The sequence below is a fragment of the Pseudomonas sp. 15A4 genome (assembly GCF_016925575.1).
Taxonomy (GTDB): Bacteria; Pseudomonadota; Gammaproteobacteria; order Pseudomonadales; family Pseudomonadaceae; genus Aquipseudomonas.
On sequence record NZ_CP068986.1, the window covers coordinates 5,628,961 to 5,641,500 of the forward strand.

The 12,540-nt window shown below is 60.1% G+C and carries 9 protein-coding genes; 2 read left to right on the plus strand and 7 right to left on the minus strand.

Annotated features, from left to right (window positions below):
- Positions 1-161 precede the first annotated feature (161 nt).
- The 7 genes from garD to JN403_RS24970 form a co-directional block, all read right to left on the minus strand.
- On the minus strand, positions 162-1,715 hold the full coding sequence (garD, locus tag JN403_RS24940; protein WP_122534962.1) for a galactarate dehydratase: 1,554 nt from the start codon (positions 1,713-1,715) through the stop codon (positions 162-164).
- Positions 1,716-1,727: 12 nt separating this feature from the next.
- Positions 1,728-3,098, minus strand: coding sequence for an MFS transporter (locus tag JN403_RS24945; protein ID WP_205484709.1), 1,371 nt, complete (start codon positions 3,096-3,098; stop codon positions 1,728-1,730).
- 176 nt (positions 3,099-3,274) lie between these two features.
- Positions 3,275-4,186 carry a 5-dehydro-4-deoxyglucarate dehydratase gene (gene kdgD / locus JN403_RS24950; RefSeq protein ID WP_122534960.1) on the minus strand — a complete coding sequence of 304 codons (912 nt, stop codon included), beginning with the start codon at positions 4,184-4,186 and terminating at the stop codon, positions 3,275-3,277.
- 449 nt (positions 4,187-4,635) lie between these two features.
- Complete coding sequence (locus JN403_RS24955) at positions 4,636-5,385, minus strand: FadR/GntR family transcriptional regulator (RefSeq protein ID WP_108120830.1); 750 nt, start codon at positions 5,383-5,385, stop codon at positions 4,636-4,638.
- Between the two features lie 120 nt (positions 5,386-5,505).
- Positions 5,506-7,242, minus strand: coding sequence for an ABC transporter ATP-binding protein/permease (locus JN403_RS24960; RefSeq protein WP_205484710.1), 1,737 nt, complete (start codon positions 7,240-7,242; stop codon positions 5,506-5,508).
- Positions 7,243-7,341: 99 nt separating this feature from the next.
- Entirely contained in the window at positions 7,342-7,902 is a 561-nt protein-coding gene (locus JN403_RS24965) for a response regulator transcription factor (protein WP_065990162.1), read from the minus strand.
- Positions 7,899-9,155: an ATP-binding protein gene (locus JN403_RS24970; RefSeq protein ID WP_122534957.1), complete on the minus strand. Its 1,257-nt coding sequence runs from the start codon at positions 9,153-9,155 to the stop codon at positions 7,899-7,901. The genes JN403_RS24965 and JN403_RS24970 overlap by 4 nt, the downstream gene beginning before the upstream one ends.
- A 207-nt stretch (positions 9,156-9,362) precedes the next feature.
- Between JN403_RS24970 and JN403_RS24975 the strand changes: the two genes are divergently transcribed.
- Both JN403_RS24975 and JN403_RS24980 read left to right on the plus strand, forming a co-directional pair.
- Complete coding sequence (locus tag JN403_RS24975) at positions 9,363-10,079, plus strand: SIMPL domain-containing protein (protein WP_122534956.1); 717 nt, start codon at positions 9,363-9,365, stop codon at positions 10,077-10,079.
- Positions 10,080-10,328: 249 nt separating this feature from the next.
- Positions 10,329-12,500, plus strand: a complete 2,172-nt coding sequence (locus JN403_RS24980; protein ID WP_205484711.1) for an HET-C-related protein — start codon at positions 10,329-10,331, stop codon at positions 12,498-12,500.
- Positions 12,501-12,540 lie beyond the last annotated feature (40 nt).

Below are 12,540 nucleotides of genomic sequence, written 5' to 3' on the forward strand. Positions count from 1 at the left end.
CCTTTGACTCTTCAGTGGTTGAAGTGACGTATCCGCGAGCAAGCTCGCTGCCACAGGGGCGCTGAGTACGGCGCAGAAACCTGTGGCGACACGACCGCTCCCACATGGACCATGTACCAGCCGGGCTACCAAGCCCGGCTGGTAAAGAGCTGAACTCCGGCTTATGTGATCGGCGCCGGGTTGAACAGGGTGATGTCGTTGTGCAGACGATACTTCTCGGTCCAGGTCGTCTTCTTTCCGCTGGCGACGTCGAGGTAGAAGTGAAAAAGCTCCCATCCCAAGTCCTCGATGCTGGCGCGCCCGGTTGCAATGCGCCCTGCATCAACATCGATCAGATCGGGCCAGCGCTGTGCCAGCTCCGTGCGGGTCGACACTTTCACCACCGGTGACATCGCCAGACCATACGGCGTGCCGCGTCCTGTGGTGAACACGTGCAGGTTCATCCCGGCCGCCAGCTGCAGCGTCCCGCAGACAAAATCGCTTGCCGGCGTTGCGCAGAAGATCAGGCCTTTGCGCGTCACCCGTTCGCCAGGGCCAAGCACCCCGTTGATCGCGCTGCTGCCGGATTTGACGATCGACCCCAGCGACTTCTCAACGATGTTCGACAGCCCGCCCTTCTTGTTCCCCGGCGTGGTGTTGGCGCTGCGGTCCGCTTCGCCCTTGGCCAGGTAACGGTCGTACCAGTCCATTTCGCGAACCAGGCCTTCAGCCACTTCCATGTTTTCGGCACGGGAGGTCAGCAGGTAGATCGCATCACGCACTTCGGTCACTTCCGAAAACATCACGGTTGCGCCTGCGCGCAACAACAGGTCCGAGGCATAACCCAGCGCGGGGTTGGCGGTGATGCCGGAAAACGCATCGCTGCCGCCGCACTGCATGCCCAGAATCAATTCCGACGCCGGCACGGTTTCGCGACGGCGCTGGTCGAGCTTCTTCAAGCGTGTCTCGGCCAATTCCATGATCTGCTCGATCATTTCGTTGAAGCCGTGCTTCGAGTCTTGCAAGCGATACAGCCAGGGCTCGCTCAGGTCGACCGAGGCGTCGCCCGTGTGCATGACCTGATCGGCCTGCAGCTTCTCGCAGCCCAGGCTGATCACAAGCGCTTCGCCACCCAGGTTCGGGTTGCGCGCCAGGTTGCGCACCGTGCGAATCGGGATGTACGCGTCTTTGGCAGTGATGGCGACGCCGCAGCCGTAGCTGTGGGTCAGCGCCACCACGTCATCGACGTTCGGGTACTTGGGCAGCAGTTCCTCGCGGATGCGCTTGACAGCGAAATCCAGAACCCCGGTGACGCACTGCACCGTCGTCGTGATGCCCAGGATATTACGCGTGCCGACGGTGCCGTCGGCGTTGCGGTAACCCTCGAAGGTGAAGCCTTCCAGCGGCTCACCCCTGACCGGCACGGCGTCTGACATCGGCAGGCTGTCCAGCGCCGGCGCTGATGGCATGCGCAGCTGATCTTCCTTGACCCAACTGCCTTTCGGGATCGGCTGCAGCGCATAGCCGATGGTGTGGCCGTAACGAATGATCGGCTCCCCTTCGGCGATGTCCACGGTGTTCACCTTGTGGCTCTGCGGCACATTGTCGACGGTCACCAGTCCGTTATCGAATTCAGTCCCCGCCGGTACGCCCTGGTCATTGACCACGACGACGACGTTATCAAGCGCGTGCAAGCGAATGTAACGCGGCGAGTCGGCATGTTGGATCAAGTTCATCACGGTTTTTCCTCAGAGTTTCGCTTGAGAAAGCTCGGCTTCACTGGCCGGCAAGGCACCCTTCTGTGGGGTTTCCTTGAGTTCTACACGTTTGATTTCACCGACGATGAAGATGTAGCTGATCACCGCCACCAGCGCGTTGGCGCCGACGAACACCAGGGCCCATTTGAACGAACCGGTGGTGCTGATGATGTAGCCGATGACAATCGGGGTGGTGATAGAAGCGATGTTACCGAACATATTGAACAGACCGCCGCTCAAACCGGCGATTTGTTTCGGTGATGCGTCGGACATGACCGCCCAGCCCAGTGCGCCAACGCCCTTGCCGAAGAAGGCCAGTGCCATGAAGCCCACGACGACCCATTCGATGTCGACGTAGTTGCACGTCACGATCGAGGTCGACAGCAGCAGCCCACCAATGATCGGCGCCTTGCGAGCGAAGGTCAGCGAGTGGCCTTTGCGCAGCAGGTAGTCGGAAATAATCCCGCCCAGTACGCCGCCGATGAATCCGCAAATGGCCGGCAGCGAAGCGATGAAACCGGCCTTGAGGATGGTCATGCCGCGTTCTTGAACCAGGTACACCGGGAACCAGGTCAGGAAGAAGTAAGTGATGCCGTTGATGCAGTATTGAGCCAGGTAGATGCCCAGCATCATGCGGTTGGTCAACAACTGACGCACGTAGTCCCATTTCGGGCCGCTGGCAGAGCCTTTGCCCTTATCCTGATCCATGTCGACCATGCCGCCGTTGTTGGCGATGTGATCGAATTCTTCCTTGTTGATTTTCGGGTGGTTGCGCGGGCTGTGGATAACTTTCAGCCAGATCAGCGAGAACAGGATGCCGATGCTGCCCATCACGATGAACACGTGCTGCCAGCCGAAGGTGTAAACGATCCAGCCCATGATCGGGGCGAACAGAACGGTGGCGAAGTATTGTGCCGAGTTGAAGATCGCCGAGGCCGTGCCGCGTTCAGACGTCGGGAACCAGGCCGCCACGATACGGGCGTTGCCGGGGAACGACGGTGCTTCGGCGAGGCCGACCATGAAGCGCAGGGCGAACAGCAGGAAGATGGCGGTAGAGAGACCGAATTCGCCGACGTAGCCTTGCAGCACGGTGAACAGCGACCAGGTGAAGATGCTCAGTGCGTAGACTTTCTTGGAGCCGTAGCGGTCCAGAAGCCAGCCGCCGGGGATCTGGCCGGCGACGTAGGCCCAACCAAATGCGGAGAAGATGAAACCGAGGGTGACGGCGTCGATGCCGAGGCTTTTCTGCAGGCTGGAGCCCGCGATGGCGATGGTTGCACGGTCGGCATAGTTGATCGTGGTCACCAGAAACAGCATGAGCAAGATCAAATAGCGGACGTGCGTCGGCTTGGTTTTCTGCATGTTCGAAACTCCCACTAGTTATTTTTTTGCGCGGGTAAACGATCTTATGTGTGTGTGCTGCTCGCCTCTGCCCCTAAAACAGATGCGATGTGTAGCTGTGCTGCGAGCTGTCCGTTAGCGAAGCCCCGAGGGCAAAAAACCGCTGATCGCTCAGCGGTTTTGCGGCAACTGGGCGATTACTGCTTGCCCTGCTTGTCCATCAATGCAGCCAGCATGTCGACTTCGTCCGACGTCAGGTCAGTCAGCGGCGCGCGGACAGGGCCTGCGTCGTAACCGGCAAGCTTGGCGCCCGCCTTGACGATGCTCACCGCGTAGCCGTGTTTGCGGTTACGGATGTCCAGATACGGCAGGAAGAAATCGTCGATCAGCTTGCCGACGGTCTCGTGATCGTCTTTGGCGATGGCGTGGTAGAAGTCCATCGCCATTTTTGGCAGGAAGTTGAACACCGCCGAGGAGTAAACCGGCACGCCCAGCGCCTTGTAGGCAGCGGCGTAGACTTCTGCCGTTGGCAGACCACCCAGGTACGAGAAGCGGTCGCCCAGACGACGGCGGATCGAAACCATCAGCTCGATATCACCCAGGCCGTCTTTGTAGCCGATCAGGTTAGGGCAGCGCTCGGCCAGTTGTTCCAGCAGCGAAGGGGTCAGGCGGCAGACGTTACGGTTGTAGACGACAACGCCGATCTTGACCGATTTGCAGACCGCTTCAACGTGGAGGGCGACGCCGTCCTGGCTGGCTTCGGTCAGGTAGTGAGGCAGCAGCAGCAGGCCTTTTGCACCCAGACGCTCGGCTTCTTGAGCCATCTGGATCGCCTGGCGGGTCGGACCACCGACGCCAGCCAGAATCGGCACGCTGGTTTCGCAGGTGTCGACGGCAGTCTTGATGATTTCGGAGTATTCGTCGCCGGTCAGGGAGAAGAACTCACCTGTACCGCCTGCGGCGAACAGTGCGGAAGCGCCATACGGGGCGAGCCATTCCAGACGCTTGATGTAGCCAGCGCGGTGGAAGTCGCCTTGGGCATTGAAATCGGTAACCGGGAAGGAAAGCAGACCGTGAGAGAGGATGGACTTCAGTTCTTGTGGATTCATTATTCGAACACCCTGGGGAGCTATTTTTGTGGATGAAGCACCAGTCCTGCGCTGATGTCGTAAGTCATCGTACAACTGAGAGGGGGATCACTCAATAGCGTTTTGAAATATTTATGACGGGGGAGGATGAGTGGTGCCTGCTGATGCTGGCAGGGTGCGAAGCCCGGTTATGAGAGGCCGCAGTCGCTGCAGAGGCGTGCTGAATGGCGCGCTTTGTAGGAGTGAGCTTGCTCGCGATCGGGTGCAAAGCGGCAGCATTCTTGGTGATGCGGCGCGTCTGAAAGCACCGGAGCGTCATGTTTACGACTGCTGCGCAGCCGATCGCGAGCAAGCTCACTCCTACGGCCTCCGGCCAGAGTCAGCGAGCCGACGTCCAAGCCTGAATCACCGACCCGCGCAAACACCTTAGAGGGCAGCGCAGCTATGCCCTACCCTTCTAACAACGTGCCTCAAGCCCGCTGCGATTCAGCCTCTTCATGGGCATGACGCAGCCGTTCGCGGCTGTTAGTCAGGTGCAGACGCATGGCGGCGCGGGCGGCATCGGAATCCTGGCGCGCGATGGCGTCGTAGATTTCCTCGTGCTCGCGGCTCAGGCGGCTCATGTAATGCTGGTTGTCGTCGTGGGCCAGGCGCGCAGAATTCAGACGGGTACGGGGAATGATGCTAGTGCCCAGGTGATTCATGATGTCGGTGAAGTAGCGGTTGCCGGTCGACAGGGCGATGGCCATGTGGAACTGGAAGTCGGCGCCGACAGCATCGCTGGCATGGGCCGCGCTTTCGCTGAGTGCATCCAGCGCGGCGCGCATATCGGCCAGTTGCTCGGCGGATCGGCGTTGGGCGGCCAGGCCGGCTGATTCGACTTCGAGACTGATGCGCAGCTCGAGAATCGCCAGGACGTCACGGAGGGTGACGATGGTGGCCGGATCGATACGGAAACCGCTCGGGCTCGGCGTGTCCAGAACGAACGTGCCGATGCCATGCCGGGTTTCGACGAGTCCGGAGGCCTGGAGGCGAGAGATGGCTTCGCGAACAACCGTGCGGCTGACGCCCTGCTCTTCCATGATTGCAGACTCGGTAGGCAACTTGTCCCCGCGCTTTAGCCCGCCAGTGCGGATCCGCTCGGAGAGTTCAGTCACCAGTTCCTGTGCGAGACTGCGGTGCTTTCTGCGTGCGCGAGGCGGAGCGCTCTGATTTTCCATATCCAACATGCATCTCTAAATACGCTGAACGCTGATGATAGCTCACCGGGTTGTGCGATCACACAACAACCCCGGCGAAGCACTTGGTTTACGACACTTTATCGCTTCAGCACTCTACGCTTAAAGTGCCGATTCGGTTAGCGGCTGCTCGTGCAACTGGCCACCGTCGATGCGCACGTGGCGACCATGGAAGCACTTGAGGCTGCTGCGGTGGCCGATGCTGAGCAGGGTCACGCCCGGTAGCTCGTCCAGCAACGCCTGATACAGCGCGGCTTCATCCTCTTCGTCCATCGCGGATGTGGCTTCATCCAGGTAAAGCCAGTCCGGCGCGAACAGTAACGCTCGGGCAAAAGCGACGCGTTGTTGCTCGCCCGGCGACAGCAGGCGCTGCCAGTGTTCACTCTCGTCCAGTCGCGGGATCAGGTGATCGAGGCGGCAGGTTTCCAGCACCTGAGCAAAGCGTTCGGCAGGATAGACTTCGGGCGCCTGGGGATAACTCAGCGCCTCCCGCAGCGTGCCAATCGGCAGATACGGTTTTTGCGGCAGGAAGAACGCGCGTTTGGCGGGTAGCTTCACGGCACCATGGCCTTCTTTCCACAATCCGCCCATCGCCCGCAGCAGCGTACTTTTGCCACTGCCGGAGCGGCCGCTGAGCATGACCTTTTCGCCTGCCGCAATGCGAATGTTGGCATTGTTCAGCAACTGGCGACCGCCGGCGAGAGACAGCGCCAGACCCTCGAGCTGCAAGGCATCGCTCTCATGACTGACTTTGATGGCCGGCACGCGCGCTTCGTTTTCGTCCATGGCCTGACGGAAGCTGAGCAGACGATCACAGGTGGCGCGCCACGATGCCAGTTGGGTGTACGCGTCGATGAACCAGCTGAAATTCTCCTGCACATTGCCGAACGCCGAGTTGATCTGCATCAGTTCGCCCAGTTCGATCTTGCCGGCAAAATAACGCGGCGCAGCAACGACGAAGGCAAAAACGATGGCGATCTGCGAGTAACCGGCGGTGAAGAACGTCAGGCGCTTCTGCACCTTCATGATCGTCCAAAAGTTGCTCCAGACCATGCCGAACCGTGCGCTCAGGCGCTGATTCTCGTTGGCCTCGCCATCGGACAGGGCGATGCTCTCGGCGTTCTCGCGAACGCGCACGAGCGAGAAACGCATGTCGGCCTCGTAACGCTGTTGCTGGTTGCTCAGCACGATCAAGCGTTTGCCGATCAGGTGAGTCAGCAAGCTGCCGACCGCGGCATAAATAAGTGCGGCCCAGAACATGTAGCCGGGGATGGTGATGCCAAACAGCTCGATGCTGCCGGACACGCCCCACAGGATCACCGAGAACGACACCAGGCTGACCACCGTGCGCAGCAGGCCGAGGCTCAGGCTGAGGGTGTCGGAAGTGAAGTTATTGAGGTCTTCAGACAGACGCTGGTCCGGGTTATCGGTGTAACCGCCCTGCTCCAGCCGGTAGTAGTTCTTGTGCGCAAGCCATTTGGCAAAATGCTGTTCCGTCAGCCATCGACGCCAGCGGATGGTCAGCATCTGGGTCAGATAGAGGCGATAGACCGCGCCAAGTATGGCAATGGCGGCAATGCCGCAGAAGTACAGAATCAGGTGGGTAAAGGCGCCCAGATCCTTGTTCTGCAGGGCGTTGTAAAAGTCACGGTACCAGCTGTTGACCAGCACCGAGATAAACACACTGAACAGCGACAGCACGATCACTGCGATGAGCAGCACCCAGGCCATGCCTTTTTCTTCGCTGCGCCAGTAGGGCGTCACCAGCTTCCAGACCCGGGAAAAGAAATTCCCGTTTACAGCGTCATTGACCCTGGATTCGTCTACATCAAAATTCATGGCAAAAGCTCGGCAGCAGGCAATTGAAGGCGTTGGCGCCAATGTGCCAGACGCCACAGACGATCTTCCATGAATAAATGTTTAAGAAGCAGTCCCTGCTTAGCGACGGACCGGGCGCTTCTGCAACTTGCGCTGCAAGGTACGTCGATGCATGCCCAGCGCACGCGCCGTTGCGGAAATATTGCCCTCGTGTTCGGTCAACACGCGCTGAATGTGCTCCCACTGCAAGCGGTCGACGGACATCGGGTTTTCCGGCACCAGCGTGTCCAGGTCGGCGTGTTCGGACAGCAGCGCTGCCAGCACGTCATCGGCATCGGCGGGCTTGCACAGGTAGTTGCAGGCGCCGCGCTTGATCGCCTCGACGGCCGTGGCGATGCTCGAATAACCGGTCAGGATCAGCACGCGCATTTCCGGGTCCAGTTCCAGCAGCTTGGGCAACAGCACCAGCCCCGAATCGCCTTCCATTTTCAGGTCGACCGCGGCGTAGTCCGGAATGTCCTGCTGCGCGAGGGCCAGGCCCTCATCGGCGGAGCCGGCGGTGCTCACGCGAAAACCGCGGCGCGCCATAGCCCGCGCCATCACGCGGGTGAAAGTGGCGTCATCGTCCACCAGCAGCAGGTGCGGCAGTTCTTCGCCTTCAACCTGGATTTCGTCAGTCATGCTTCATCTCCTCGTGCGTCACGGGGCAGGCGCAGCTCGGTCAGCGTGCCGCCTTCCTCGTGAGGATAGAGTTTCACCGAGCCGCCCGCGCGGGTCACGCTGGCCTTACTCAAGAACAGGCCAAGGCCGAAGCCTTTGCCCTTGGTGGTAAAAAACGGTTTACCGATCTGCTCGGCGATGGCCAGCGGGACCCCGGCTCCATGATCGCGGATGCTGATGCGGATTTCAGTCACGGTCCAGTCCAGATTCACCTCAAGCCCTTCGGCGCAGGCATCGGCAGCATTGTTGAGCAGGTTCAGCAGCGCCTGGGTCAGGTCCGGCGGCGGCGCCAGCATCGGCACGTCACCCTGCCCCAGCCGTTGAAAGCGGTAAGTGGCTTCCGGGCGCATCAGGTGCCAGCGATTAAGCGCCTGATCGAGCCAGTGCGTAACGGTTTGTTCCTGCACCGACAGCCGGCGATTCGCTTCGGCGGCGCGAACCAGTTGCTGCAACGTCTCTTTGCACAGCTTGACCTGATCCTGCAGCACCGAAAGGTCGTCCTGCAGCGCAGGGTCTTTATGGTCCTGCTGCATTTCCTTGAGCAACACGCTCATGGTCGCCAGCGGCGTGCCAAGTTCATGGGCGGCGCCGGCAGCTTCGGTGGCCACCGCGAGTAATTGCTGATCGCGCGCGCCCTCTTCGCGGCGCAAGGCACGCATGTGTTCCTGACGGCGCAGTTCTTCAGCCATGCGCGCGGCAAAGAAAGTGATCACCCCGGCCGCCAGCGCGAAACTCAGCCACATGCCGTAGATCTGCATGTTCTCGCGGGCCACGAAGGCATCCAGCGGGAAGAACTTGGCCAGCATCAGGGTGTACAACGCCAGCGCAATACCCGACAGGATCAGCGAATAACGCCACGGCAGCGTCACGGCGGCGATGGTCAGCGGCACCAGGTAATAAGAAACGAACGGGTTGGTCGAGCCGCCGGAAAAGTACAGCAGCGCACTGTGGATAAACAGGTCGAATGCCAGTTGCACGGCGTATTCGAGCTCGGTCACCGGCCACGAGGTGCGCAAACGGATGGCCGTCAGCAGGCAGACGATCGCCGAGAAACCCAGGGTGATGTCCAGCTGCAGCCAGGGCAGCGGCAGCAAATCGAACAGATAGGCGAACCCCACTGAGCCCGCCTGTGCACCCAGCACCAGAATGCGGATGAACGTCAGGCGCCAGAGGTTCTGACGGGTGGCAGAAAGCAGTTGCAAGGGGGCGAGCATGAGCTCTCCTGATGAGCGCTCCAGGCGAATCGGAGCGAGTATAACCAATGCGACAACAGTTGCCGTCAAAGTGCGTCAAACCGCCACATCCATTTGACCTCCGCCCAATGGCGCAGGAACAAGCCTCCGGGTTCACAGTCTCATGGGCATCCGTCCGCCGAGGACTTGCCACATCCCTCGGGACGGTTCGCCAAACAAGGAGTTTTTATGTTCAGCCTTCGCCCCACTGCCACATTGTTCACCCTCGGCGCACTCGCGCTGGCCAGCACCCCTGCCCTCGCCGACGACGTTCACTACAACCAGGTTTCGGTCCGCGCCGAAGTCAGCCAGGAAGTGCAGCGCGACCTGATGACCGTCACCCTCTACACCGAATCGCAGAACACCGACCCGGCCAAGCTGGCGGCCGGCGTCACTGAAACCCTGAACAAGGCCCTGGGCGAAGCGCGTCAGGTCAAGGACATCAACATTCGTCAGGGCAGCCGCAACAGCTACCCGATCTACGACGACAAAGGCCAGAAGATCACCGGCTGGCGTGAACACGCCGAACTGCGCCTGGAAAGCGCCGACTTTGCCGCCCTCTCCAAGTTGACCGGCGACCTGCTGGGTGGCGACATGAAAATGGGCGGCATGGACTTCTCCATTTCCAACCCCGCACGCAAGACCAGCGAAGACGCGTTGCTCAAGGACGCTGTGACAGCATTCCGTGCTCGCGCGAAATTGGTGACCGACGCACTGGGCGGTACCGGCTACAAGCTGGTCAACCTGAACCTGAACACCTCCGGTTTTCCGCAGCCGTATCTGCGCGCGCCAGTCATGATGATGAAGGCCGCGCGTGCCGACGCCGCGCCAACGCCTGATGTCGAGGCCGGCACCAGCCAGGTCAGTGTGGCAGCAGATGGCGTGATCGAAGTCGCTATCCCTTGATGCACCCGGCGGCAGCCAAGGGCTGCTGCCTTTTCCCTCTCCCGCCCCCGCGTTATTCCGGCTATCCCGTGGCCGCTTCCCCATCAGCGCAGCTCCTATCTCCTACGTCCCGGGGCGATTCGGCCGATTTTCACGCTGCCCGAAATAAATAGAATTGTCCGCAGCAAAACACACCTGACGCGCACTCAAGGCCGCCTGCTCCAGAGGGCACAGCCGTGCGCAGCCAATGATTCAAGGAAGAATCCGATCATGCCTTTTCAAGCTCAAACCGTTACTCCTGTCGACGTGTCTACCCGCACGTTGCGCAGTACATTCGCGCTGGATCTACTGACCCACGTGGCCGAAACGCTCGCGCCAGAATCTTTTTCAATCGAGATGGGCAACGTCTTCGGTAACGACATTCCGCCTCACCTCTATACGAAGCTGCGGGACAAACTGCTGGCGGGTGAGGTGCAAAACCCTGCCGTGCTTCTCTCCTGGGAGCTGGGCTTCGAAGCCGACTATGACAACCGCGAGCGGGTCATCCGTGTCGATTGGTCATTCTTCGCGCGTACGACCGCCCATCCGCAGCACTACTGGTGGTTGCTCACCGCACTGCTCCACGAATTCGGCCACCACATCGACAACGTCCTGCGCCATGAACTGGCTGATGAAAACGCGCCATTGGCGAACGATGCCCCATTCGAGGAAGGCCATCTGTTCACCTTGTGGTTGACCGAAGCAGCCTCCCCGTCACGAGACGACCTGAGCTTCGCCACGTATTCCGAAGTGGCTTCCAGCGATCGTGAGTATGAGATGTCCTGGAAGAACGCTTGCGAAGCCATTCGCGACTATCTGGCCTCGACCGATCTGCGCATCGAGCCTTCCCACAGCAATTCCGACCGCGAAGCCTTCGAAGCCGGCAACGCCGAGGCGAAAGGCAGCACCCACCAGACGATTGAATGGGTACTGCAGGATTTCAAATTCAGCCGAACGGAAATCGACGCCGTTTATTTCGGCAACTGGCTACGGGATTACTCCCAGGTCGTTGATCCCAAGATCACCCGTGCACCCGACATGCCAAAAGAATTCCCGGCGACACTGTCCCGCGAGGGCTGGACGAATCTGGTCGACGTGCTGGCAGCCAAGAAATTTTTCGACCTGCGGATGCGCTATCCGAACGAAATGAAGGTCACGCCCACAACACTGGGTGTTTACCGGCCGACGGAGCACATCGACAATCCGCTGGTGACCAATCCGCCGTTCCCGGACCCGAAAGTGCGTGACCCGGACTTCGAAGCCTGGGTGCTATCCGGTGATCCGTCCCTTGGCGCGGACTTGGCCACGTCAATGAAACGCTACATCGGCAACGCGGTGGGCTACATGGAGCAGGAGCTGCGCCTGGCCATGGAACAGGGCCGTTCCCTCGACGGACTGCGCAGCTTCGGCGCCGCGCTGCATGTGCTCGAAGACCTGTTCGCCCATTCAAACTTCGCAGAACTGAGCCTGATCAAGGCCGGCCATGTCAGGGTTCTACCCTGGACAACGCCTGTTCACGTCAAATGGAACCTGCCTCTGGTCACGGGCACATTCGGGGCCACCGACGTCATCGCCAGTCTGGCGGGACCGCTGGGCAAAATCCTCTTTTCCACCCAGGAGCTTGAGTTCGAGCTCACTCAGCCGGGTTATCGTTCGGACAGAGATAAAGTGATGCTGGTGTTGCTGAGCGAACACCCTGATCAGGATTATTTCAACGCATTCAACGCGCTGCTGACGGCCAGGGACGGCCTGGTGACGCTCGCTAAAAAAATGGGCGTAGACACCCTGAAGTTCTATCGCTGGCTGATCAACACCCCGGCGGGCATTTTGCTGAACGCGTACAACAGCGCGGCACAAGGTGTGCTGACCTGGATCGGCAACAGCGTCGACGATGCGCAGACTCTGCTGGGCAGTGACCCGAACACCGATCCGACGCTGGAGCCGAGCCATTCGCAACTCTCCAAGGACCACGCCGAGCACCCGCTCCACGATTTGGCCGCGCTGCTCGCTACCGAAGCCGTGCGCAAAGTTGCCCAGTCCATGGTCGATTACTGGGCTGGCAAACCTGAGGCAGATCCGGTCGCCGTCGCGTCGGCATTCTTCTGCCATCCTGCCGACAGCGAATGGCAGTACCCGATCGTCAACGCATGGGCGGCCAGCAATCCGGCGGAAGTGGCACGCAGTGAATCGAAGAGCGAGCTGGACAAGACCCAGCAAGCGGCAATCGACGAACTTCGCGCCATCCAGAACACACTCATCAAAGACAGCCAGAGCTATCTGGACTACGTGTTCAACAGCAAAACCTCACAGGCCTCGGGCTTGCAGGGCATTCTGGAGCAGGGATTCATGAAAGTGGTTTCCGGCACCACCTGGTGGAAGGAGTTGCAGAACTTCATTAAGTAATAAGCTTATGAATTTACCTGGCTTGTTGCCCGAGTGAGCC

What these genes read in the sequence shown, in the direction of transcription:
- JN403_RS24945 (WP_205484709.1), bottom strand. Translation starts at nt 3,098, where the DNA reads ATGCAGAAAACCAAGCCGACGCACGTCCGCTATTTGATCTTGCTCATG.
- JN403_RS24955 (WP_108120830.1), bottom strand. Translation starts at nt 5,385, where the DNA reads ATGGAAAATCAGAGCGCTCCGCCTCGCGCACGCAGAAAGCACCGCAGT.
- JN403_RS24960 (WP_205484710.1), bottom strand. Translation starts at nt 7,242, where the DNA reads ATGAATTTTGATGTAGACGAATCCAGGGTCAATGACGCTGTAAACGGG.
- garD (WP_122534962.1), bottom strand. Translation starts at nt 1,715, where the DNA reads ATGAACTTGATCCAACATGCCGACTCGCCGCGTTACATTCGCTTGCAC.
- JN403_RS24975 (WP_122534956.1), top strand. Translation starts at nt 9,363, where the DNA reads ATGTTCAGCCTTCGCCCCACTGCCACATTGTTCACCCTCGGCGCACTC.
- JN403_RS24965 (WP_065990162.1), bottom strand. Translation starts at nt 7,902, where the DNA reads ATGACTGACGAAATCCAGGTTGAAGGCGAAGAACTGCCGCACCTGCTG.
- kdgD (WP_122534960.1), bottom strand. Translation starts at nt 4,186, where the DNA reads ATGAATCCACAAGAACTGAAGTCCATCCTCTCTCACGGTCTGCTTTCC.
- JN403_RS24970 (WP_122534957.1), bottom strand. Translation starts at nt 9,155, where the DNA reads ATGCTCGCCCCCTTGCAACTGCTTTCTGCCACCCGTCAGAACCTCTGG.
- JN403_RS24980 (WP_205484711.1), top strand. Translation starts at nt 10,329, where the DNA reads ATGCCTTTTCAAGCTCAAACCGTTACTCCTGTCGACGTGTCTACCCGC.